We start from the raw sequence: 20,855 nt of genomic DNA on the forward strand, positions 1-20,855 counted from the left end.
CGTCAGAAAATCAGTTTAAACACGCCAGTTATCGTCAGTAACCCGACAATAAAGATGATGGCAATAATCCACAGTATTATTTTCATAGTTCGCTCCTTCAGGATGAAAAATAACGCATCGTGCATTCAGTATAGATGATTATTCCGGCTTCGCTGGACGCTGCGAGCGCGATCCCAGTCACTTGCCTCAGAGACTGTTGCCTGCTCTTTTTTTCTGCGAGCCCGGTCGCAGCTTATCGCTTAAGTTGCTATCCCGCCGCACGCGTAGCGCGCTGATTGTCTAAAATTACAGCGCCTGTAGCAGGCCTCAATTGTTCGCTATGTCTACGTAACAAGGAGATAATATGAGCACGATTAATACCAGCATGGGTCGTTACAGCCTCAAGGCAAAGGATTATGGCAGTCACATTCGTGGCAGCATTGCGATTAATGACGAAGGCGGTACGCAGCTCACCCTGCAAGAGTTTGATGAGCATTATCTTGACGATGTCGTCAACAACGTTATTTATCCAATCACGGGTGGGAACCGTGAAATTGCACGCGCACTGCGTGAACAGATGGTTAAAGCCGGCTTCGAACAGCCGCACTGAGTTTGTTGGGCCACGTGTTGTGGCCCTTTATCAGCCCTTACTTGCGGTTATTATCCATTTCAGCGCAGGATGCTCTCTCCCCCCATAAGGAGATTAACCGCGTGACTGAACTGCATCGTGTTTCCCCTTCCCGCTTACATCAGTTTGTTCAGGCTATCTGGCTGCATGCCGGTAGCAGTGCCGAAGAAGCGCGCCTGGTGGCTGACCATCTTGTTGCTGCTAACCTCGCGGGCCATGATTCCCACGGCGTCGGTATGATACCGAGCTACATGGCCTCGCTGACGCAGGGCTTTCTCCAGCTCAATCAGCACGTCAGCATCGAAAAAGACGCTGGCGCGGTCCTCACCCTTAATGGCCAGAAAGGCTTTGGCCAGGTGGCCGCGTACGAGGCCATGCAGCACGGCATTGAGCGGGCGAACAGGTTTGGCCTCGCGGCGGTCGGCCTGCATCATTCGCACCACATTGGCCGTATCGGACACTGGGCGGAGCAGTGTGCCGCAGCGGGCTTTATCTCCTTTCACTTCGTTAATGTGATGGGCGATCCGATGGTGGCGCCGTTTAACGGCAGCGATCGCCGCTTCGGCACCAATCCGTTCTGCGCGGTGTTTCCGCGTCGCGACGGCGAACCGCTGCTGCTGGACTTTGCCACCAGCGGCATCGCCTTTGGTAAAACGCGTGTGGCGTATAACAAAGGTCAGCTGGTCGCGCCGGGCTATTTGCTTGATGCGCAGGGCCAGCCGACCACCGATCCGGGCGTGATGCATCAGTCGCCGTATGGCGCGCTGACCGCCTTCGGCCTGCATAAAGGCTATGCGCTGGCGACGATGTGCGAAATCCTTGGCGGCGCGCTGTCCGGCGGTCGCACTACGCATGACGCCACGCTGCTTTCCGGCACTGACGCCATCTTCAACGGCATGACCACCATTATCCTGAACCCTGACGCGTTTGACGCACCGGCGATGCAGCAGGAAGCCGAAGAGTTTCTCGCGTGGGTCAGGCGTTCACCGCAAAGTGGTGAGGCAGAGATTCTGGTGCCAGGCGAATGGGAAACGCGCAACCGGGCAGCACGTGAACGCGAGGGCATTCCGCTGGACAGCAACAGCTGGCAGCAGATTTGCGCAGCGGCACGCCAGGCTGGCATGCCGGAGGACGAACTGGCGGCCTTCCGCGCCTTAGCGCAGTAAGCCGCCGGGGCTGAGGCGCGGTGCCTCAGCCGGTTACAGCGCAGCGGACAGCAGCAAACAGCCCAGCAGACCGCACACCGAGATGATGGTTTCCAGCGCCGACCACGAGCGAATAGTTTCACCGATGGTCAGGTTGAAGTACTCCTTGAACAGCCAGAAACCCGGATCGTTGACGTGCGAGAAGATGACACTGCCGGAACCGACGGCAATGACCATCAGCTCGGGGCTGGCGCCGCTGGTGGCAATCAGCGGTGCCACAATGCCGCCGGCGGTAATCGCCGCGACGGTGGCTGACCCCAGCGCAATACGTAGCACCGCTGCAATTGACCACGCCATAAAGATTGGCGAGACGTTGGTTTCGTGCATCATGCCAGCGATGTATTTATCCACGCCGCTGTCCACCAGCACCTGTTTGAAGGCGCCACCGCCGCCGATGATCAACAGCATCATGGCGATGATTTTGATCGAGTCAGTGATGGTGCCCATCACCTCATCCATGCTGCGGCCACGGTTAAGGCCAAAGGTGAAGATGGCAATCAGCACCGCAATCAGCGTCGCCATGATTGGATCGCCAAAAAATTCCGCGTACGGCAGCAGCACATGACCTTTCGGCAGCAGCATTTCTGCCACGGCACGCAGCGCCATCAGGATCACTGGCACCAGCGCCGTCCACACGCTAACACCAAAGCCTGGCATCTCCGCTTCACTGAAAGTTTTCGGGTTCCACAGCCCTTCCGGAATCGGCTTATCAATGCCTTTCAGAAAACGCGCATACACCGGCCCGGCCAGAATCACCGTCGGAATACCCAGCAGCGTACCGTACAGCAGGGTTTTCCCCATGTCGGCATTAAATAACGTGGCGATCGCGGTCGGGCCCGGATGCGGTGGCAGAAAGCCGTGCGTGACGGATAAGGCGGCCGCCATCGGCACGCCGACATACAGCAGCGGCACGCGCGCCGATGCGGCAATGCTGAACACCAGTGGCAGCATCAGCACGAACCCGACTTCATAAAACAGCGCAAAGCCCACGGTGAAGCCGGTGAGCACCAGCGCCCACTGAATGTGCTTCTGGCCGAATTTTTCGATCAGCGTGGTGGCGATACGCTGCGCACCGCCGCAGTCGGCCAGCAGTTTCCCCAGCATCGCGCCAAAGCCCATGATCAGCGCCAGGCTGCCCAGGGTACCGCCGACGCCGGTTTTGATCGATCCAATCACTTTATTGACCGGCATGCCCTGCATCATGCCCACCGCCAGTGCCACCAGAATCAGCGCGATGAAGCCGTTAAGTTTGAAGCGAATCATCAGCAGCAGCAGTAACGCCACGCCAATTGCCACATAGAGTAATGGCATAATTTTTCTCCACTTTTGCGCTCGGCGTATTACCGGCAGCGGTTTGTTGTAATGGGACAAAGGGGTTATCAGTGCCAGATGTTTCAGAATGCGACATCCTGTTACCGGTATCATGTTAAGGGTAACATTGACGGGAAAGCACCTGGTGCAGCGGGTGAATTTCTGTTTTGCGAAGGTGATCAACTTTTTGTCGGAGGGTTATCAGAATGTTTGCCCCGGCAGCGGCGTGGCTTTTGGTTACACTAGCTGTTTTATGCCAACCGATAAGGATCTGCAGGTGAGTGAGAATCTGATTGAGCTGTACAGTAATCAACAAACCCTGTTTGGCCGTGGCAGCATCGACCGCCTGGTCCCGCTGCTGGCGGCGAATCCGCAGCCCACGCTGCTGTTCTGCGGCCGCTCATTTCTCAACAGTCCGGCGTGGGCACGCCTGGGCGCGACGCTGAACGATCACATTCTGGGCTATGAAATTGTCAGCCATGAAGCCTCGCCAGACGAGATCGATGGCTGGGTGACGCGCTGGCGTGGCCACGTCGATCGCGTTGTCACCATCGGCGGCGGCAGCGTGCTGGATGCGGCCAAAGCCTTTGGCGCCATGATGCAGCATCCGCTGAATATCGCGCGCTACCTCGAGAAAGTGGGCGATACGCCGGTACAGGCGGTCACGCTGCCGCTGATCGCCATTCCTACCACCGCCGGCACCGGCAGCGAGGTCACGCAAAATGCGGTGGTAACCGATCAGCAGCACATTAAGGTGAAGGCCTCACTGCGCCATCCGGTGTTTGTGCCGCAGGTGGCGATTCTCGATCCCGATCTGCTCAAAGGGGCGCCGGATCGCGTGCTGGCCACCTGCGCCATTGATGCCTTTACCCACCTGTTCGAGGCTTATCTGTCACGCAAGGGCAACCTGTTCAGTCAGCAAAACGCGCTCAACGGCCTGCAACTGTTCATGCAGGCGTGGCCGTACCTCAATCAGGACGACAGCCGCGGCGATGCGGCACGTGAAGCGATGATGATGGCATCATGGCTCGGCGGCGTCAGCCTGAGCAGCGCCGGTTTGGGGGTGATCCACGGTATTGCCGGCGAGCTGGGGGCGATTAAACCGTTCCATCACGGCGAAGTCTGCGGTCGTCTGCTGTTCCCGTTCCTGGATGTACTGGCGGAGAGCGCGCACCCCGAACAGCAGCGGCTGATGGCGGCGCTGGCTGAACGCCTGCTGCCCGATGAAACGGCACCGCCGGCGCTGGCGCTGAAAGCCTGGCTGCAGCAGCAGGCTATCGTGCCGTTCTGGCTGGAAGGACCAACCCTCGCTGCGGAAGAGGTCGACTGGATTGTGGCGCGCGCCAACAGCAAAAACGGCTGGGTCAATTATGATCCCGCCACGCTCACGGAGATGATTACCGCCGCGTGGCGCGTCGCCTGAGCCTTTCGGGCAGCGCAGGCTGCCCGTTGCTTATTCAGCCAGCAAACGGCCCTTCCCCCGCCAGCATCTGCTCAATCACCTGCAGCACGCCTTCCTGGTTATTGGACGGTGCGCCGTAGCGCGCAGCGTCTTTGACCCGCTGCGGCGCATTCTGCATGGCAAAGCTGAAGCGCGACTGCACCAGCATCTCCAGATCGTTGCCGCCGTCGCCAAACGCCAGCACCTCATCGCTGCTGATGTCCCAGCGCTGCTGCAGCAGGCGCAGACCGTTGGCTTTGTGCAAGCCGGGCACAATCAAATCCACCGAGCCGTGCCCGCTGGAAGTCGCCGCTGCTGCGCCCTGATGCAGACGCTCAATGTCAGCCATCAGAATATCGACATAATCATCGGACAGATTCAGCGCAAACTTGAACAGCCGGTCATCGCCCACGTCCGCGAGGCTATCGATCGCCTTGAGGCGATGGCAGTAGTGACGCATTTTGACCAGCCACTGCTCATCCATGGTGTTGAAGTGATAAGCGCTGTTACGGCCGCAGAGGATGTATTTCAGGTTGGGATAGTTACCGCGCTGCAGGGTATCGAGCACGGCATTAACGTCCTCACGCGAGAACGCGCCGCAGAACAGCTCCTCATCCCTATCGAGGATCCACGCGCCATTTTCGGCGACAAAGGCGATCTCACTGGCGATGTCGGGAAAGAAGGATTTGAGCTGGTAATACTGATTACCGCTGGCGACCACAAATTTGATGCCGCGCCGCGTCATCTCCTGATAGCAGGCCTGAAAACGTGCCCGGTTGTACTGTTTTTTATCGTCGAGAAAGGTGCCGTCCATATCCACCGCCACCATTTTTACCATGGTCATCATGACTCCTTAACGCGTTGAAAGGAAAAACGGGTTGTCCAGAGAATAACCTGGTGAGCGGTGAAAGCGGAGAGAAACACGGATGGCCGTCGCCATCCGTGCGGCAGGATTAGTTAAATGCGTTATTCAGCAAAATGGCGGTGATAATGCCGGTCGCGGCCGCCACTAACACATAATTTCCGTCGATAAAGGCCCAGTGCTCGCCGCGCGGCGGCTCATACAGACCGCGAGCCCGCCAGTCGTCGACGCGATAGTGTGGACCGCGAAACTCCGGCGGTGCCGGATAACCACGGCGAAAATCATGACCGCGCCAGGCAAAGCGATCGCCGCCGCGATGTCCCTCCGGCATACGGTGGTCAGCATAGTGGTCGTGACGATCCGGGCCCGGTCCGCGATCGTGGCCAAAGTCACGACGATCATGATGATCGGGACCCGGGCCGCGATCCTGATGGCGGTCGCCGCCGTGCGGGTCCCAGCGATGGTCACCGGGACCGTCGGCCCAGGAGACGCTGGAAAACAGTGTGCTGCATGCAATAAATGACGCAATAATCGTAAGTGTTGTTTTTTTCATGGTGTTACCTCCAGGGATAACGGCAGTCTGCGCGCCGTTGAGGCTTACTATTGCCTAAACAAAGCTAAAACAGCATTTCCAAAAGTCTTAAAAATCGGATACTTACAATACATTACGCCAGGTTAGCGCTTTCTTAACGATTGTGGAGACTTTATGGTGGCGTGGCACGATAAGGCTGGCAGGGAAATAAGCAGTTAATTCAGCGGGAATAAAGAAAACCCGATCGCGGGGATCGGGCGGACAATGCTATTTCCATAAAAAGCATAAAGCGGGGAAACCCTGCTAAAAAGAGGGTAAAACTGAAGCACACAACGCCACATCACTAGCATTGCCCGGAAAGAATAACATTCATCAGGGCAAAATACTTTCAGAAAACTTCTATTTTCAGAAAAAACCGTAAAAATGTTCACGGCAGCGAAAATAACCACCAAAGGTACATAACGTGAAAGGAAATAAGGTCCGTGCTCTGACCAGCTGTCGTCAGAAAATATAGTCAGCCCGTATAAGATATCGACACAAAATCACAATGCATTGAATTTAAGAGATAAAAATTAAGCCATACCATTTTTTAGTTATGCCGCCATTTAAGCCGACCGGCAAACTAGCTGGCCGACACATTTCATTGATAATGCGAGCCCTATTGCTGCCCTGGCAATTAATCGATGTGCGTGATTAATATAACGCTAATTTTTCACTGCGCTGAAGCGTAAGGTTAAATAACCAGCAAGCGGGCGCACAATAATTATGCGCCGGCTATTAATCCAATTGCGCTGGCGAATTTAGCGGGGTGGCGCAGAAACAGGATATCGCTGAGTTGCAGCCGGATGGCGCAGCAGCGCCTGCGCCGGACGTATCGGCCGCCGTACCAGCTCACCCGCACAGTTCGGGCAGTGCTGCGCCAGCACGCCTTCCGCACAGTCAACGCAAAACGTGCACTCAAACGAGCAGATGCGCGCATCAGGCGAGGCCGGCGGCAGATCTTTATCGCAGCATTCACAGTTAGGACGTAATTCCAGCATGGCACTCTCCTGTCAGGGTTCAGGGCTATCATCGCCGCCGCCGCCCTGGCGCGCCAGCCTGTGAGCGGACATCGCGCGGACAGTTCGGGACAGCTTTTCATCCTGCATGCCTTGCCTTGCGCGCTAAAAACATTACATTCCGCAAAAGCCGTTCTATAGTTCATTCGCTACGTTTATCTGCGAGGCTTTTGCATGCGTGTTAAAGGGTTAAATATCGGTTTCTTTATAGTAATTCTGGCGATTGTCACGATCGCCTTTTTTGATGTGCTGGCGCCCTATTTCTCCGCCATTTTGTGGGCGGCGATTCTGGCGGTGATCTTTGCGCCGCTGAAGTCACTGCTGCGGCGCAAAATGGGCGACCGCAACGGGCTGGCCTCTTTTGTGACCTTACTGATTATCTGCCTGATCGTGTTCACGCCGCTGGCGATCATCACTTCGTCGCTGGTGGTCGAGATCAATACGGTGTACACCAAGCTGCAAACCAATTCCGCGCAGTTCCCGACGGTGTTTGCCTCGCTGCTGCAGCATCTGCCGGAGTGGGCACAAACCTGGCTGGCGGATCACGATCTGAACAATGCCGCACAGATTCAGCAAAAACTCTCCGGCTTTGCGCTGAAGGGCGGACAATACATGGCGGGCAGCGTGTTCCTGATCGGTAAAGGGACTTTCACCTTCACCGTGGGCTTTGGCGTGATGCTTTATCTGCTGTTTTTCCTGTTGAAAGACGGCGCCTGGCTGGTCGGGCTGATTCTCGAAGCGCTGCCGCTCTCCACCTATGTTAAGCACCATCTGCTGATGAAATTCGCCGCCGTATCGCGCGCGACGGTCAAGGGCACGGTGGTGGTGGCCGTGGTTCAGGGGGTGCTTGGTGGCTTCGCCTTCTGGATCACCGACATCGACGGCAGCCTGCTGTGGGGCGCGCTGATGGCGTTCCTGTCGCTGATTCCGGCAGTCGGCTCGGCCATCGTCTGGGTGCCAGCGGCCATCTTCTTCTTCGCCACCGGTGCGCTGTGGAAAGGCCTGTTCCTGGTGGGCTTCTTCGTTATCGTGGTCGGGCTGGTGGACAACATCCTGCGTCCGCTGCTGGTTGGCAAAGATACCAAAATGCCGGATTACCTGATCCTGATTGCCACGCTGGGCGGCATGGAAGTGTACGGCATCAACGGCTTCGTGATTGGTCCCTTGATCGCTGCCCTGTTCATCGCCTGCTGGAATCTGCTCTCCGGCCGCGACAACCGGGAAAATGTCGAAGAGATCGACGAAGAGTTTATCGAAGAGGGTAAAACCCGCGAGTAGCAGCGGTATAACAACTAAAGACCTGCTGACGGGCCACTATCGCTCACTGGCAGGCTCATCCAAAGCGGCGCTTTAAAGCGCCGCTTGTCTTTTCAGCGCGGCCGCCAGGCTGTCTCGCACGCAACGCTGTCTGCGCCTTTATTGACCTTTCCCTCCTGCCTTCACCCTTTTACCGGGCTCAGTCAGCACTCAGCCCGGACGTTTCACAATTAAACCCATGCTGCTAAGGTGTCAGAGGACAATCGCGACAATCTGGAGCGTATAATGCTTACAACAATAATTTATCGCAGCCACATCTCTAAAGATGTTCCCGTCAATATCCTGCCGGAGATGGTGGCAAAAGCGAGTCTGCTCAATGCTGAGCATCATGTTACCGGCATCCTGCTGTTTAACGGCACGCACTTTTTTCAAATCCTGGAAGGGCCGGAGCAAGGCGTTCTGGCAATCTACGCCCGCATCTGTGCCGACCGGCGTCATCACAATGTGGTCGAGCTGATGCGCGACTACTCCCCTTCGCGGCGTTTCGGTAATGCTGGCATGGAGCTGTTCGATTTGCGTAATCACCACAGCAGCAGTGTGCTGCAGGCGGTGCTTGATCGCGGCACGTCGAAATATCAGCTGACCTATGACGATCGCGGGCTACAGTTCCTCAGAACCTTTGTCGAAGCGCGTGAAAAAGAGAACTACTTTGAAGTGCCGCCGGCTGATTGCTGGGAGTTCATCCCCGCGGAAGGGCAATCTCCCGCGCCGGCCAGTGGCGTCACTTTCCGCCCAGTGGTTGATCCCCTCGGCCGTGAAGTGACGGCCATTGAGGCGATTCCGCACGCGCAACCCGCCGGATTAGAGGAACATGAGCGTTACACTCATGACCTCAACGTGGTGACAGACGCACTGCATAAAGCCGGCCAGGCCTGTCCCGATGGCATGACGCTGTATATCAGTATCCTGCCGATGACGCTGGTTTGTCTTCCCGATGCGGTAAGTCAACTGGTCACCGCCATCGCGCAGGCGGAGCTGGTGCCGCAGCAAATCATTCTTGGCGTGAGCGAAACGGAAGTCATCTCCCGGCTCGAAGACTTTTCCACGGCGGTCAGACAGCTGAAAGAGGCGGGCATCAGCCTTTCAATTGATAACTTCGGCGACGGCTCGGCCGGTCTCTCTTTACTGGCGCACGTCCAGCCTGACCGGGTACGTATCGGCGCAAATATTGTACGTGATATTCATCGTAGCGGCCCGAAGCAGGCGGTGATGCAGGCGGTCATCCGCTGTTGTTCGGCGCTGGAAATCAACGTCATTGCGGCCGGTATTGAGCGTCCCGAAGAGTGGATGTGGCTGGAGGCGGCCGGGATCATCGATTTCCAGGGCAGCCTGTTTACGCCTGAGGGCGGCGCCGTGGCATGGCCTGAGAGCCGCGAGGCGATCTGAAAGCGGTTAAACCTGACGACGCAGAACCTCTGAAGAGATAAAACGTCAGGCTCACAGGAGAAGACAATGCTGAGCGATGCCCGACTGCAGTTTATATCCAGCCATCCGGAGGAGAACGAACCGGAGGCGGTTTCCATGGCGCGCGAGTTACTTCGGTACCGCAGTGCGCTGGCGCAGCCATGGGCTGTGGTGGAGGCACTGGGTGTGAAGTACGTGGAGGACGGTAACGGGGCGATGATCTGGCCGGCGCGTTACTGCGAACGCGGCGACACCTTACTTTATCGTCTGGATCAGGCGGCTTCAGAGGTCAGCGGGCGCGCTGAAGCCGCGGAACCCGTCAGAAAGTAGCGCCGTGATGGCCGGCGCAAACGCAAATGTCATCCTCTTTGCAACGCCGGCAACTCAATATGCTGATCATTGCGCCGATAACCCGCGTCCGGCATCTTTTAGCGGAGTTTGATGTGCTCAATGTGTCCGGGTGAGATTCCTGTGGTAAGCTCATTGCCCTAACCGCAGCCGGACAGACTGATGAAAAACAATTTTGACGATAAAATGGCGGATATCATCATCGGAGAAGCCGTAACGGCGTTACTCGATGATAACGTCGCCATAAGCTGGGCGGCCCTCAACGACAGGCTGCAGGCGATGCTTGACCGCGAAACAGACAGTGACCGCATTCGTGCTGTGCTGCGTGTCATTGAGGACGTCAGACGGGAAATGGAGATGAGCGCGGTGAAGAAAGAGGCGTTCACTGCCGGGCATTTTTCTTTTTCCGGCAAGCTGCACTGATCGCTGCCTGACAATCTGCCGCGCCTGACGCTGTGGTTTCTGCTATACTGTATGCTTATCCACCAACGGATGGAGGTCATTTGAGCGATGACACTACCGCCGAAGATATCTACGCCGTTATTGGAACGGTTGTGGCGCGCCTTCTTAAGCCGGACCAGCACCTGACACTTCAGGACATTACCCATGCACTGCATCATCTTGGCGAAACGGCAAGTGAAGATGAACTGCGGCAGGCCTGTTTAAACGCCATCAGTATGCTTGTGAAGCAGATGCACTAAGCTTAATCTACTGCTCCGGCTTACTAACCTTTTCAGAACCCTTCATCATCCGGCGTTCTGCCGACCACGATTTCAAGCACGTTGCGCAGTACATCCAGTTTGACAATATCGGTAGTCATCTCAAGCTCTGCGATGAGATACAGGATGATGGTTTTGCTCGTCACTTTTTGGCCATGGATGACGATATCGCGAATTACGGCATCCAGGGCCGCGGCTTCGGCTGCATAGCGCTCACCGCCGCTGCGAAAATGGTGAATAAGGGTCGCTTCCGCGCTGAATGGGTGTTCGTTGGTTTGCATGTGTCGTTATCCGTAAACCGGGCACTGCTGACAGCCCGGTGGTCGCCAAAAAAATAGGCCATCCTGAGATGGCCGTGTTATGCCGGGCGTCCTGCCACACTCCGGTTAATCACGAGATCGTACCGTCCCTGTCATTAATGCTTTTTACCAGCCCTGGGTTGTGACATCCCGCCCAGAGCAGCCATCGGCTTTTCACGATTTTCCCGGGCTGCTGACTGCTTCTGCAGCTCACTGATGGCGATCCTGATCGCCTCCAGACGGTCGGGATTAAATTCCTCTGCGGCCATTGACCGGAGCCGCGCTGAAACGGTCGCCACATTGATTCGTTCATTATTATCGAGCAGCCTGACCACCGCCTCGCCCAGAACGATTTCGGTTAAACGTTCAATTTGACTTCTCTGCATGCCCACCCCCTGCGGGACTGTGCCCTTTCGGACAAGTGGCTGACCCTTCCCGGGTCATAAAGCGCATGCTGCAGGTACCACCGATTATCCCTTTTCGTATCAGCGTTCAAACAGCATGCCAATCAGCGTCTGGTAATGACGCTCTTCTTCATAATTCGCCGCGACCTCAAGGCGTCTCAGCAGTTTGGTGCAGATCGCCTTACGGTTGAGGTTTTTTCCTGCGCGCAGGATCTCAACGACAATCTGCCCCAGCGTTTCCTGCTGAGTAGGTGCTGTCGCTCTGCTGAAATAGCGGGCAATCTCACTGGCGCTATCTGGAAATTTTGCAACATTCTGACGCATGATGATCCCCTCGAATGGTTAAAATACCGCCGCTTTTCTCTGTGCGTAAACTTATACAAAGAAATAAAACTTGTACAGCAATACTGTTTCTTTATTAGCTACGTTCTTGTGCAAAAAATGCTAACACCTTAATCTCAGGGGTTTACGTGCTGAAATAACCGGCATGATGGATGGGTTCAGCGGCAGGAAAAACGGTATAGGTCTGAACAACCCGCTGATTTCCTGACACGGGGAGAGGATTGTTGCTGTACAGACGATATCGTATCGGTTACTTTGCGCCCTACAAGATGATCGTGAGCTGCAGGTGGACAAATGAGAAACAACGGGCTGCCGCCTTGTCACAATACCGGACTAGCCGGTTACTTCAGTCAGGTCACCGATCCCCGCCAGATTGCGCTACTGGGACGCATCACCGTTGAAATTTTGCGTCAGGAACGTCGGCTGACGCGCACCGCGATCTGCCTCAAGCTTATCGGGCACATCAATGACACGGACGATGACGTCGAAGCGGAACAGGCACGGTCCCTGCTGGCGATGCTGTTTGGTCGCTGATCGTTTGATTCATCCGCTCACCTTCTGCGCGTTGCACATCCGTCGCTAAAGCCCGCATCCATTGTCACATGCCGCGTTGCCGAAAATCGTTTATACGAGGTTTGATGGTGGTGAAGACGTCATCCCTGACAGTTTTCTCCGGCCGGTACACGCTAACGCGCGTCCGATGAGGTCATCTACGTTGTCGTCTTCCGGCCAGAGCCGGACTACGTCTTATGGCGTCAGTTCTTCTCGTCGTTCAGGCCTGCAAGCGTCTGCAGGTACGGCACATGGATCGCGGCCTGCTCAGGCTCATCAAAGCTTCTGAGCCAGCCGATCGCCTCTGAAATCGCGGACAAACGTGTGTCGCTGCCGCCAGCGCGTTTCATGTGTCTGAGCTCGTCGATAAGCGTATTAACGCTGATCTTCTTTTTGCCCAAAGCCAGGCTTAGTGCCGCTTCGCCAATAATGACGTGCCCTTTCCCGTCGTGTTGAATAGACAAATTTACTTCCTCCATTTCACGTTGATGAGAACCTCACGTCACACTGTAGACCCTATTGAGCGAACCGGTGCAGGCAAGTTCTGAAATGAAGCCTGTAACAGGATTTATTTTAGCGAGCATGAAAAAATGCCGCGGCGGGTGTCGCGACAAAGGTTTTTGTCGGCAGGCGCTGACGCAACCTGCCGCAGCATGACGACGATTCAGCCTGATGACGCGGCTTGATCCGCAGGTTCACCAAAATGCTCGCGCATGTGGGATTCAATTTCTTCCAGTGATTTCCCCCGGGTTTCCGGTAACATCACGGCAATAAACACCAGAGAAGCCACATTGATTGCGGCAAAGATAAAGAACGCCTTATTACCCACCAGCGACAGCAAAGGCGGAAACGCCAGCGCCACCACGGCGTTGCATATCCACTGAAATGCTACCGCTGAACCGGTTAATACCCCGCGAACTTTCATCGGAAACAACTCCGACATCAGCAGCCAGTAAACCGGGGAAATGCACATCTGCATAAAGAACAGGAACACCAGAATACACGCCAGCGCCAGCAGGCTTTGCGTCAGGCTTTGTGGCATGAGAACCAGCACCGCGCCCAGCGCCAGCTGCATCGCAATCACCACCGACAGCCCGGTCATCAGCATCGGGCGCCGGCCGAAATGACTGATGGCTTTAATGCCGGCAAAGGTGGCCAGTACCGATACCACCCCGTTGCCGATGGTAGCCGCAATCGAAGCACTGGTGCCCAGCCCGGTACTTTTCAGAATGACTGGCGTGTAATACATGAAGGCGTTGACGCCGGTAAACTGCGCGACAATGCCCATGCCGCAGCCCAGCAGCAGCAGACGCACAATCCATTTCTCTTTTAACAGTTCGCGCGCGGGTGGCCCCTGACGGGCTTCGCGGGCATTCTGCCGCATCTCTGCCATCTCTTTTTTAATCTCGCGCGGATTTTCCCGCAGTTTGCGCAGGATACGCAGCGCCTCATTAAAGCGTCCTTCCGCCACCATCCAGTGCGGTGAGGCCGGGACAAAAAAGGTGCCAATAAACAGCAGAATGCCGGGGATCATCGCCAGCGACAGCATATAGCGCCACATGCCCGGATCGTGCAGCAGCAAACTCATGGCGGCGCTGACGACGTAAGCCAGCAGTTGCCCTGACACAATCATCAGTTCGTTGCGGCTGACCAGCGGTGCCCGGCGCTTAGGACCGGCAATTTCAGCGATAAAGACCGGAACCGTTGACGATCCGCCGCCCACCGCGAAACCCAGAATAAAGCGCATCACCACCATGATTTCCAGATTCGGCGCAACCGTGGTGCCTAACGCTCCGGCAATGAACAACAGGGCAAGGCTGCGTAACGTGATACGGCGACCAAAGCGGTCCGAGACATAACCGCTGATGAACGCGCCGAGCGCGGAGCCAAAGGTGAGCGCAGAGGTCACCAGCCCTTCGGTAAATGGCGTGAGATCGAGACCGCCCTGCGCGACGGGCAGCGTCATGTAGGGCAGCGCGCCGGAAATAATGCCGGTGTCGTAGCCAAACGCCAGCGCGCCCATCGTGGCGACTAACACCACAAAAAACAGGCGCTGCTGAACAGTAAACGTCAGGCTGCCGCCATCATCTGATTGAGACTGCAAAGGATTTTGCTTGCTATCGTCCATGGGTGATTCAAGACCTGGTCAATGACGGGATAAAAAGGAGGTTTGAGTATAGTCAGAAACGAGAAAGTGTGAGGCCGGTCACGATTTTTACCGGATGGCGACTGATTAAAATTCCGCACCGCCCTGACTGCACAGCACATGTTTGCGCCGCAGCCGCGCGCTCGCACTGCGCTCAAATCCTGGCTGGCCTGCTGCGATCCCGCCCCCGACAGGGGGAAAATTTTCTGCTAAGGTACGCTGGCTGGTTAAAGAGAAACACGCTGAGGCGTAACGCAGAAAGGCAGGTCCGTCGACAGGTTGCTGAATTAACGTTCAGGAAAACGGTGTCTTTTAAGGTTGAACGTGAAAAAAGAAACGGTTAAGAAAAATATCATTCTCGCGGCGCTGCAGCTGTTTCGGGAGCGCGGCTTCAACAATGTTTCAACCCGCGATCTGACCAACACGCTGGGCATATCCCGCAGCCACATCTACCACTATTTCAAAAACTGGGATGCGCTGAGGCTGGACTCGATTGCTTTCATGCTGGATGAGGACGTTGCCGCTTTCTCTGTAGAGAGCGAAAAGAGGGATGATTCACAGCATGACGCCTTTTTTCGTGCGCTGGTGGATTATCTCCTGCCAGACGGGCCGGCTTCTCACTGGTTGATCTACCTCGAGTTGTGGCCGCTGGCGGCAAGGGATACGCAATTTGAGCAGCTGCTGCTCTCCAGCACGCAGACGTGGACGGCGATCATCCGTCAGGGCTTATCAGGCCAGGCATTTGGCCACCTCAGCGAAGCAGGTAAAGACGAGGTGGCGCGTAATCTTCACGCCCTGATTGACGGTTACTCAAGCGCGCTTATTCTTAACTACTCTGCGGATAAGCGGACACATTTTTTTCTTGAGATAATGGCCGCCTTGCAGAAACTTTGTCGCTAGCAGGGATTTTTCCACATAGCCGCTTACCTCCCGGGCTTTAAATCATTAATCAGTCTGGCCATCTTGCTGCCGGCTGAGGTGTAGGCCGGATTGTTTTTCTCCGGCGCCATCCAGCTTTCATCCGCTTCCGGATGCGGTCCGCTCAGGAGCACCGTGCCTTTACCGTAAGTATATTTCGCCAGCGCGATATCACCGTTGGCATAGCGCGCCAGAGCGACGAAGCCGTGCGCGTCTTCGGCATTCAGGTAAGGACCATCCTGATAATAAAATTTTTCGGTTTTCCCCTGCCAGACAACATCGACAACGTAATCGCCTTCGTCGGGTATGTTAGTCCCCTTGCGCATGACTTCAGAGTCCAGCGATGAGGGGATCAGCCCCAGCCAGTTTTCATCAGCCAGATACGCGCCCATACACAATCCGAGAAAGCTTTTTCCATTGCGGACAAATTTGCGTATGGCCTCAGCCCCTTCGTCGCCCAGCGCAGCAAAGGCGCCGGGGATGTCCTGTCCGCCTCCGGGCTGGATGTACACATCAAAAGTGGCGAGATTATCCTCCGTGACCTTTATTTTTTCCTGCTCTCCGACATACGCGATGTCCAGCGGCAGACCGCTCTGTTCCAGCGATTTACGGACCATTTCGGAGCAGCCCGGACAGCCCGCACCGCCGCGATAGATAGCGACATGGGTGACGGCAGCACTGGCCATATTCGCGGTGGCTAATCCGCCGGCAAGCAGAATGGCAGCATACGTCAGAAGGTTCTTCATCAGATAACGCCAGAAACGGGAGGTGGCTCTCAGTAACATTGTTTTCACCATCAGCGGCAGGACCAGGCTCAAAATTAGAGCGACCGCTCAATTTAGGGCCAGCACGAAGAGGCTGTCAACAGCCTGACAGCGCGAAAAATACAAACCCCTGTTTTAATTATTCTTTCACATGATCCCGTCAACGGCTTCCGTGATTGTGCAGGTTGCAGAAGGAGTGTCTGAAGCTGACCGGCCGGGAATTATTCGATAAAACCGCTGGCAGACTGCCGTAACCGCCCGGTGATAGCGATCAACCCTTCGATGTCTTCCGGCGTCAGCAAATCGAGGAAATTTCGCCGCACGCCCGCGGCATGTATCGGCCGCGCTGTAGCAAGCAGCTGGCTCCCTGCCTCTGTCATGCGGACTGAAATCCCTGCGCGAGTCGTGCGGCTGCGCTGTACCAGATCCCGGGCGGCCATACGTGAAAGCTGGTGCGATAGCCGCGACTTGTCCCATTCAAGGTATTCCAGCAGCTCACGCTGCAGCAGTACGCCCTGCGGACTGCGGTTGATTTCCATCAGGATCATGAAATCCGGACCGGACAACCCGGTCGCCTCATTGATCTCTCTGACAATGCGTCCGGTGATGATTTCAGCAAGCCGGCGATATCCGCGCCATGCCTGCCACTCTGCGTCTGAAATCTCTGTGCTGCCCATTATTTATCCCGTGGCGTAGTTGATATGTCAACTTTGTGATTATACAGTATCCACTTTCACATTGGGGAAGAAAAGACATGTCGGACAAACTGACTATCGCTATCGTGGGCGGCGGCCCGGCAGGCCTCACGGCGGCCGTGATTCTTCAGCGCCACGGTTTTAACGTAACGGTGTTTGAGGATGAGCCGGCGGATGCTGCACAGAGTCAGGGCGGCTCGCTTGATTTGCATGCTGACAGCGGCCAGGCGGCGCTGCGCAGAGCGGGCCTGCTCGAACAGTTCATCAACATCGCCAGGCACGAGGATCAGGAAAGCCGGATGCTGAATTACCTTACCGGAGACATTGAGGTCGACAGATTCACACCGGAAGGTGAAATGGATAAACCGGAAATCGATCGCGGTGAGTTGAAAAACCTGCTGCTGAGCGCCCTGTTACCGCAGACCCTGCAGTGGGATCACAAACTGCATTACGTTGACTATGGCCAGCAAAAAGCGCACGGGCTGGTATTCAGAAACGGCAGGCGCTACGAAGCCGATATCGTGATTGGTGCTGACGGTGCCTGGTCGCGGGTCCGCCGTTATCTGACACCGGTACGTCCGGTTTATACCGGCATTACCTTTTTCGAAGGCTGGATAGATCACCCGTCCGACCAAATCAACAGCATTGCCGGCAACGGGACCGCGTTCAGCTTTGGCGGAGCGCAGGCGCTGGTCACGCAACGCAACGGTGGCGGAAGAATATGCGTGTATGCGGCGATGAAGCGAGACATTGATGTCATCGATCAGCATATAGCGTCTCACGGCATCAACGCCTGGGTACGCGACAGCTACCGCGACTGGGCTGCTTCCCTGCAGTCGGTAGTGAACGCCACCGGTGACTATATCAGGCGTCCGATTTACAGCCTGCCCGCCGATTTTGGCTGGGTACCGCGTCCGGGCATCACCCTGATTGGCGATGCCGCTCACCTGATGCCGCCGGTTGGCGTAGGGGTCAACCTGGCGATGCTTGATGCTGCCGATCTGGCTCAGGCACTGTGCGAAGCCCCGCACCCGCAGAACGGACTACGCTCTGCGGAGACCCTGATAATGGAACGCGCCCGCGACATGATGCCTGATGCAATAGCGGGGTTTCAGAACTGGTTCGATGAGAAAGCCTGACGCCAGTTTTACGTGACCCGCCACCCGCGGTTTACTGTTGCTTTTGTTCCGCCTCTTTCTGTTTTTTGGCGGCCATGTGGTGGCCCACCGCGCAGCCCGCTGCCGCTCCGGCAACGCCATGATGAACCAGATGACCTGCCACGCCGCCAGCGACGGCGCCTTTCAGACACCCTTTTGCCTCTGCCTGGGCGCTAACGACTAAAAGAAGGCCTGCCGCTGCCAGGGCCGCAATCCACTGTTTTTTCATTGCCTTGAATCTCCATAAAGATACGTGTTATGTCAGTAATGCTGAGCATAGCCTGGCAGAACTGACGGCGTGATATACAGGGGTTAAACGGCGAACTTTGTTACCTATGGTTACGCTTATGCAGCAACGGTCTGCTCAGGACAAAGTCAGTCAGGGCGCAAAACGCACCGGTATCTTTTCTTTCAGATACGCAGGCCGCATGGGAAAGGTGTTGGCATCTATCGCCTGCTTTACCGCGTCGATAGCGACGGCGCACAGATCAGCATCTCCGCCCTGCGCAGTGACGTTTGTCGGTGGCTGACCTAAGGGCTGCGTAATGACCAAATCACAGGTCTTACCGTGATATAAATTCGCGTCAAAAAACCGATACTGTATTGCGGTAACGGCCTGACAAAGCCACAGATGAGTATCTTTATTTGCTATTTGCGAGGAGGTTTGCGATTCGCACTCGCTTCTTATCTCGGAAGCGGTTGGAAACCTGAATGACTGCCTTGCTGTTTGTTTAGTATGGGACTGGCAGCCGACTAATAACATGACGGCGATAAGTGAGAGTGTTTTTTTCATCATGGCTTCCATGCAGATCATTTATGCATTTATATCATCCCGGACAGATTGCGGAAACCGCGCCTGCTATCGGGTTGCTTTCGCATTGGCAGCGAATACTCACAACCCAGCAACCGACCGCATTACAGATGTGGGAATAAACAGCGTAAGGTATTAAGCCAGTTTGCAGGCCCATTTGAGGCTGTGGAATAAGGCCGGCGCGTTTCGGCCAGCCTGACATGCAGGGATAAGTTTCTGTTGAAAGGTCGGGACGGCTGCAGAATAAATTCAGCAAAGATCTTTCCGCCCCACCCGACTCAATCCCCAATATGCAAGTGATTTATTGGGCGTCCTTAGTCTGATTTCTACTCAGGAACGCTGAGCCCTTTTACGTCAGACACGAAATGTGTCCACCATCCCCCGCAGAGCGTGCGCCTGCTCAGAGAGAGACTGAGACGCCGAAGAGGACTCTTCAACCAGCGCAGCGTTATTCTGCGTGACACCATCCATCTGACTTACCGCAATGCTAACCTGAGAAATGCCCTGCATCTGTTCTGAAGAAGCCAGTGAAATATTATCCATGGCCTCTGCCAGTTCGCCCACCATGCTGACAATCTTCAATATGCTCTGCCCTGTACCTGCTGCCACCTCAACGCCGCTTTCGACTTGCTCAACGGCCTGTTCAATCAGCTGTTTGATGTCGCGAGCAGCATTTGCACTGCGCTGTGCAAGCGTTCTGACTTCACCGGCAACCACGGCAAAACCGCGTCCTTCTTCACCTGCCCGTGCGGCCTCCACCGCTGCGTTGAGCGCCAGAATGTTGGTCTGGAAGGCAATGCTTTCGATCACGGAGGTGATGTCCCGTACCTTTGTCGCGCTCAATGAGATCTCATTCATGGTTTCAGACATACGCTGTACGTCGGCCTCTCCTGCGCGTGCCAGCGTTGCCGCATCCCGGGCAGACCCAGCGGTCTGCTGCGCGCCGGCCGTATTACTTTTCACGGTGGCGGTAAGCTGCTCCATACTGGCCGCAGTTTCCTGCAGCGCTGCAGCCTGCTCCTCGGTGCGGGATGACAATTCTGTATTGCCCTGTGATATCTCATCCGCCGCCAGCGCCACTGAAGCAGCAGAGTCTTTTATCTTTGACACCAGACCACGCAGGTTTGCCTGCATGCCATCCAGAGAAGCCATCAGGCTGGTACTGTCATTGTTTCGCAGCGTTACAGGCGTCGTCAAATCGCCAGAAGCAATGGTTGCCGCAAGAGTCTGCGCCTGTACAGGCTCGCCGCCCAGCTGACGCATCAGTACGCGAATGGTCATAACGCACGTTCCCACTGCCAGCAGTGCTGATGCGGCCGCGAGCAACATCAGGATCAGCGATGCCCGGCGTGTCGCCTGACTGTTGGTTTCAACAGCGGACTGCGTATTTTTCATCTGAACCAGCGTCATGTCATTAAGCGCTTTGAGCAAGGTACTCTGCACCGGGCGCGTGACATTCAGCAGATAGGCAGTGGCTTCCTCGGCACGATTTTCAAGCCCGAGCCGGCCAGCCTGCTTCAGCGACGCAAGTGCAGGCTCCTCAGCTTCAGTAATGCGGCTCATGACTTCCCGCCCCTGCGGTGTTGAATCCTCCTGCATCACCTCAGCCAGAGCCTTACGGCTGGCTATATACTGCGCTTCTTGTTTTTGTACGCGCTCCCATTCAGGCTTCATTGCCTCAATATCTGTTAAGAGCGCCAGGTTACGAACCGCAATGCCCATATCCCTGATGCTGCCACGCATATCCAGCACCAGCTGATACTTTTTCATTTTGACGTTAACCGCATCGTCCATACCTTTGCTCGCATTACTCAGGGCGTTGAGCGCAATGCCGGTACAGATAATAAAAAGTACAACAAGCAGGCCAAAGCCCGTTGCAAGTCGGGTGGATATTTTCATATTAATTCTCGCTGTAAGTAGATGAGAGTGTCAGATATGAATGTGTTATCGGCATTGTGTGACG

Annotated in this window: 26 protein-coding genes; 11 read left to right on the top strand and 15 right to left on the bottom strand. The window is 55.7% G+C overall.

Annotation, left to right across the window (positions count from 1 at the left end):
• Positions 1 to 2: 2 nt before the first annotated feature.
• Positions 3 to 125 carry a small membrane protein YohP gene (locus tag AC6I8F_RS13835; RefSeq protein ID WP_445081475.1) on the bottom strand — a complete coding sequence of 41 codons (123 nt, stop codon included), beginning with the start codon at positions 123 to 125 and terminating at the stop codon, positions 3 to 5.
• A 218-nt stretch (positions 126 to 343) separates the two neighbouring features.
• Here AC6I8F_RS13835 and AC6I8F_RS13840 point away from each other — a divergent pair, with 218 nt between their 5' ends.
• Both AC6I8F_RS13840 and AC6I8F_RS13845 read left to right on the top strand, forming a co-directional pair.
• Complete coding sequence (locus AC6I8F_RS13840) at positions 344 to 589, top strand: hypothetical protein (protein WP_058781245.1); 246 nt, start codon at positions 344 to 346, stop codon at positions 587 to 589.
• Positions 590 to 690: 101 nt separating this feature from the next.
• The gene (locus tag AC6I8F_RS13845) at positions 691 to 1,773 is read left to right on the top strand and encodes a malate/lactate/ureidoglycolate dehydrogenase (RefSeq protein WP_058781244.1); all 1,083 of its coding nucleotides are present in this window, start codon (positions 691 to 693) and stop codon (positions 1,771 to 1,773) included.
• A gap of 33 nt (positions 1,774 to 1,806) precedes the next feature.
• Here the strand turns inward: AC6I8F_RS13845 and gntT are convergent, their stop codons facing one another.
• Positions 1,807 to 3,123: a gluconate transporter gene (gntT, locus tag AC6I8F_RS13850; RefSeq protein ID WP_021508602.1), complete on the bottom strand. Its 1,317-nt coding sequence runs from the start codon at positions 3,121 to 3,123 to the stop codon at positions 1,807 to 1,809.
• A gap of 277 nt (positions 3,124 to 3,400) precedes the next feature.
• Here gntT and AC6I8F_RS13855 point away from each other — a divergent pair, with 277 nt between their 5' ends.
• Positions 3,401 to 4,546: an iron-containing alcohol dehydrogenase gene (locus tag AC6I8F_RS13855; RefSeq protein ID WP_058781296.1), complete on the top strand. Its 1,146-nt coding sequence runs from the start codon at positions 3,401 to 3,403 to the stop codon at positions 4,544 to 4,546.
• Positions 4,547 to 4,580: 34 nt separating this feature from the next.
• Here the strand turns inward: AC6I8F_RS13855 and AC6I8F_RS13860 are convergent, their stop codons facing one another.
• From AC6I8F_RS13860 to AC6I8F_RS13870, 3 genes are all read right to left on the bottom strand, one after another.
• A complete protein-coding gene (locus tag AC6I8F_RS13860) occupies positions 4,581 to 5,408 on the bottom strand; it encodes a Cof-type HAD-IIB family hydrolase (protein WP_021508604.1) in 828 nt (275 codons plus the stop codon).
• A gap of 109 nt (positions 5,409 to 5,517) precedes the next feature.
• Entirely contained in the window at positions 5,518 to 5,979 is a 462-nt protein-coding gene (locus AC6I8F_RS13865) for an RcnB family protein (RefSeq protein ID WP_058781243.1), read from the bottom strand.
• A gap of 779 nt (positions 5,980 to 6,758) precedes the next feature.
• Complete coding sequence (locus AC6I8F_RS13870; protein WP_058781242.1) at positions 6,759 to 6,998, bottom strand: DUF1272 domain-containing protein; 240 nt, start codon at positions 6,996 to 6,998, stop codon at positions 6,759 to 6,761.
• 192 nt (positions 6,999 to 7,190) lie between these two features.
• Between AC6I8F_RS13870 and AC6I8F_RS13875 the strand changes: the two genes are divergently transcribed.
• The 5 genes from AC6I8F_RS13875 (at position 7,191) to AC6I8F_RS13895 (ending at position 10,786) form a co-directional block, all read left to right on the top strand.
• Positions 7,191 to 8,294, top strand: a complete 1,104-nt coding sequence (locus AC6I8F_RS13875) for an AI-2E family transporter (RefSeq protein WP_058769423.1) — start codon at positions 7,191 to 7,193, stop codon at positions 8,292 to 8,294.
• A 264-nt stretch (positions 8,295 to 8,558) separates the two neighbouring features.
• A complete protein-coding gene (locus AC6I8F_RS13880; RefSeq protein ID WP_498028116.1) occupies positions 8,559 to 9,719 on the top strand; it encodes a diguanylate phosphodiesterase in 1,161 nt (386 codons plus the stop codon).
• A 66-nt stretch (positions 9,720 to 9,785) separates the two neighbouring features.
• Positions 9,786 to 10,067 carry a hypothetical protein gene (locus AC6I8F_RS13885; RefSeq protein ID WP_088516275.1) on the top strand — a complete coding sequence of 94 codons (282 nt, stop codon included), beginning with the start codon at positions 9,786 to 9,788 and terminating at the stop codon, positions 10,065 to 10,067.
• Between the two features lie 180 nt (positions 10,068 to 10,247).
• A complete protein-coding gene (locus AC6I8F_RS13890) occupies positions 10,248 to 10,508 on the top strand; it encodes a hypothetical protein (protein ID WP_021508609.1) in 261 nt (86 codons plus the stop codon).
• A gap of 80 nt (positions 10,509 to 10,588) precedes the next feature.
• Positions 10,589 to 10,786 (top strand): hypothetical protein, encoded by a 198-nt coding sequence (locus AC6I8F_RS13895; RefSeq protein ID WP_021508610.1) that lies wholly within the window; start codon positions 10,589 to 10,591, stop codon positions 10,784 to 10,786.
• A gap of 32 nt (positions 10,787 to 10,818) precedes the next feature.
• Here AC6I8F_RS13895 and AC6I8F_RS13900 read toward each other — a convergent pair whose 3' ends face one another.
• From AC6I8F_RS13900 to ycgZ, 3 genes are all read right to left on the bottom strand, one after another.
• The gene (locus AC6I8F_RS13900; protein WP_262264294.1) at positions 10,819 to 11,085 is read right to left on the bottom strand and encodes a biofilm development regulator YmgB/AriR family protein; all 267 of its coding nucleotides are present in this window, start codon (positions 11,083 to 11,085) and stop codon (positions 10,819 to 10,821) included.
• 134 nt (positions 11,086 to 11,219) lie between these two features.
• Entirely contained in the window at positions 11,220 to 11,489 is a 270-nt protein-coding gene (locus AC6I8F_RS13905; RefSeq protein WP_211725768.1) for a hypothetical protein, read from the bottom strand.
• Positions 11,490 to 11,588: 99 nt separating this feature from the next.
• Positions 11,589 to 11,831, bottom strand: coding sequence for a regulatory protein YcgZ (ycgZ, locus tag AC6I8F_RS13910; RefSeq protein ID WP_021508613.1), 243 nt, complete (start codon positions 11,829 to 11,831; stop codon positions 11,589 to 11,591).
• A 312-nt stretch (positions 11,832 to 12,143) separates the two neighbouring features.
• Between ycgZ and AC6I8F_RS13915 the strand changes: the two genes are divergently transcribed.
• Complete coding sequence (locus AC6I8F_RS13915; RefSeq protein ID WP_021508614.1) at positions 12,144 to 12,383, top strand: biofilm development regulator YmgB/AriR family protein; 240 nt, start codon at positions 12,144 to 12,146, stop codon at positions 12,381 to 12,383.
• 221 nt (positions 12,384 to 12,604) lie between these two features.
• Here AC6I8F_RS13915 and AC6I8F_RS13920 read toward each other — a convergent pair whose 3' ends face one another.
• Together AC6I8F_RS13920 and AC6I8F_RS13925 are read right to left on the bottom strand one after the other, a co-directional pair.
• On the bottom strand, positions 12,605 to 12,865 hold the full coding sequence (locus tag AC6I8F_RS13920; RefSeq protein WP_031279895.1) for a hypothetical protein: 261 nt from the start codon (positions 12,863 to 12,865) through the stop codon (positions 12,605 to 12,607).
• A 200-nt stretch (positions 12,866 to 13,065) separates the two neighbouring features.
• Positions 13,066 to 14,529 (bottom strand): sugar porter family MFS transporter, encoded by a 1,464-nt coding sequence (locus tag AC6I8F_RS13925; RefSeq protein WP_481657774.1) that lies wholly within the window; start codon positions 14,527 to 14,529, stop codon positions 13,066 to 13,068.
• A gap of 342 nt (positions 14,530 to 14,871) precedes the next feature.
• On the opposite strand from AC6I8F_RS13925, the gene AC6I8F_RS13930 reads away from it, so the two are divergent.
• Entirely contained in the window at positions 14,872 to 15,447 is a 576-nt protein-coding gene (locus tag AC6I8F_RS13930) for a TetR/AcrR family transcriptional regulator (RefSeq protein ID WP_058757919.1), read from the top strand.
• Between the two features lie 23 nt (positions 15,448 to 15,470).
• Here AC6I8F_RS13930 and AC6I8F_RS13935 read toward each other — a convergent pair whose 3' ends face one another.
• Complete coding sequence (locus tag AC6I8F_RS13935) at positions 15,471 to 16,250, bottom strand: BPL-N domain-containing protein (RefSeq protein WP_498028804.1); 780 nt, start codon at positions 16,248 to 16,250, stop codon at positions 15,471 to 15,473.
• A gap of 200 nt (positions 16,251 to 16,450) precedes the next feature.
• Positions 16,451 to 16,906 (bottom strand): MarR family winged helix-turn-helix transcriptional regulator, encoded by a 456-nt coding sequence (locus AC6I8F_RS13940; RefSeq protein ID WP_058769416.1) that lies wholly within the window; start codon positions 16,904 to 16,906, stop codon positions 16,451 to 16,453.
• A gap of 77 nt (positions 16,907 to 16,983) precedes the next feature.
• Between AC6I8F_RS13940 and AC6I8F_RS13945 the strand changes: the two genes are divergently transcribed.
• Positions 16,984 to 18,063 carry an FAD-dependent oxidoreductase gene (locus AC6I8F_RS13945; protein ID WP_498028117.1) on the top strand — a complete coding sequence of 360 codons (1,080 nt, stop codon included), beginning with the start codon at positions 16,984 to 16,986 and terminating at the stop codon, positions 18,061 to 18,063.
• A gap of 31 nt (positions 18,064 to 18,094) precedes the next feature.
• Here the strand turns inward: AC6I8F_RS13945 and AC6I8F_RS13950 are convergent, their stop codons facing one another.
• From AC6I8F_RS13950 to AC6I8F_RS13960, 3 genes are all read right to left on the bottom strand, one after another.
• A complete protein-coding gene (locus AC6I8F_RS13950; RefSeq protein ID WP_021508621.1) occupies positions 18,095 to 18,310 on the bottom strand; it encodes a hypothetical protein in 216 nt (71 codons plus the stop codon).
• A gap of 150 nt (positions 18,311 to 18,460) precedes the next feature.
• On the bottom strand, positions 18,461 to 18,886 hold the full coding sequence (locus AC6I8F_RS13955) for a cell envelope integrity TolA C-terminal domain-containing protein (protein WP_233209851.1): 426 nt from the start codon (positions 18,884 to 18,886) through the stop codon (positions 18,461 to 18,463).
• Positions 18,887 to 19,246: 360 nt separating this feature from the next.
• Positions 19,247 to 20,791 (bottom strand): methyl-accepting chemotaxis protein, encoded by a 1,545-nt coding sequence (locus AC6I8F_RS13960; RefSeq protein ID WP_058769414.1) that lies wholly within the window; start codon positions 20,789 to 20,791, stop codon positions 19,247 to 19,249.
• Positions 20,792 to 20,855 lie beyond the last annotated feature (64 nt).

The sequence above is a fragment of the gamma proteobacterium symbiont of Axiagastus rosmarus genome, assembly GCF_059730925.1.

Bases quoted from the DNA above. Each gene is read 5' to 3' on its own strand.
- AC6I8F_RS13835 (WP_445081475.1), bottom strand. From the start codon at position 125: ATGCACGATGCGTTATTTTTCATCCTGAAGGAGCGAACTATGAAAATA.
- AC6I8F_RS13840 (WP_058781245.1), top strand. From the start codon at position 344: ATGAGCACGATTAATACCAGCATGGGTCGTTACAGCCTCAAGGCAAAG.
- gntT (WP_021508602.1), bottom strand. From the start codon at position 3,123: ATGCCATTACTCTATGTGGCAATTGGCGTGGCGTTACTGCTGCTGCTG.
- AC6I8F_RS13860 (WP_021508604.1), bottom strand. From the start codon at position 5,408: ATGACCATGGTAAAAATGGTGGCGGTGGATATGGACGGCACCTTTCTC.
- AC6I8F_RS13865 (WP_058781243.1), bottom strand. From the start codon at position 5,979: ATGAAAAAAACAACACTTACGATTATTGCGTCATTTATTGCATGCAGC.
- AC6I8F_RS13870 (WP_058781242.1), bottom strand. From the start codon at position 6,998: ATGCTGGAATTACGTCCTAACTGTGAATGCTGCGATAAAGATCTGCCG.
- AC6I8F_RS13875 (WP_058769423.1), top strand. From the start codon at position 7,191: ATGCGTGTTAAAGGGTTAAATATCGGTTTCTTTATAGTAATTCTGGCG.
- AC6I8F_RS13880 (WP_498028116.1), top strand. From the start codon at position 8,559: ATGCTTACAACAATAATTTATCGCAGCCACATCTCTAAAGATGTTCCC.
- AC6I8F_RS13885 (WP_088516275.1), top strand. From the start codon at position 9,786: ATGCTGAGCGATGCCCGACTGCAGTTTATATCCAGCCATCCGGAGGAG.
- AC6I8F_RS13890 (WP_021508609.1), top strand. From the start codon at position 10,248: ATGAAAAACAATTTTGACGATAAAATGGCGGATATCATCATCGGAGAA.
- AC6I8F_RS13900 (WP_262264294.1), bottom strand. From the start codon at position 11,085: ATGCAAACCAACGAACACCCATTCAGCGCGGAAGCGACCCTTATTCAC.
- AC6I8F_RS13905 (WP_211725768.1), bottom strand. From the start codon at position 11,489: ATGCAGAGAAGTCAAATTGAACGTTTAACCGAAATCGTTCTGGGCGAG.
- ycgZ (WP_021508613.1), bottom strand. From the start codon at position 11,831: ATGCGTCAGAATGTTGCAAAATTTCCAGATAGCGCCAGTGAGATTGCC.
- AC6I8F_RS13915 (WP_021508614.1), top strand. From the start codon at position 12,144: ATGAGAAACAACGGGCTGCCGCCTTGTCACAATACCGGACTAGCCGGT.
- AC6I8F_RS13925 (WP_481657774.1), bottom strand. From the start codon at position 14,529: ATGGACGATAGCAAGCAAAATCCTTTGCAGTCTCAATCAGATGATGGC.
- AC6I8F_RS13935 (WP_498028804.1), bottom strand. From the start codon at position 16,250: ATGTTACTGAGAGCCACCTCCCGTTTCTGGCGTTATCTGATGAAGAAC.
- AC6I8F_RS13940 (WP_058769416.1), bottom strand. From the start codon at position 16,906: ATGGGCAGCACAGAGATTTCAGACGCAGAGTGGCAGGCATGGCGCGGA.
- AC6I8F_RS13945 (WP_498028117.1), top strand. From the start codon at position 16,984: ATGTCGGACAAACTGACTATCGCTATCGTGGGCGGCGGCCCGGCAGGC.
- AC6I8F_RS13950 (WP_021508621.1), bottom strand. From the start codon at position 18,310: ATGAAAAAACAGTGGATTGCGGCCCTGGCAGCGGCAGGCCTTCTTTTA.
- AC6I8F_RS13955 (WP_233209851.1), bottom strand. From the start codon at position 18,886: ATGGAAGCCATGATGAAAAAAACACTCTCACTTATCGCCGTCATGTTA.
- AC6I8F_RS13960 (WP_058769414.1), bottom strand. From the start codon at position 20,791: ATGAAAATATCCACCCGACTTGCAACGGGCTTTGGCCTGCTTGTTGTA.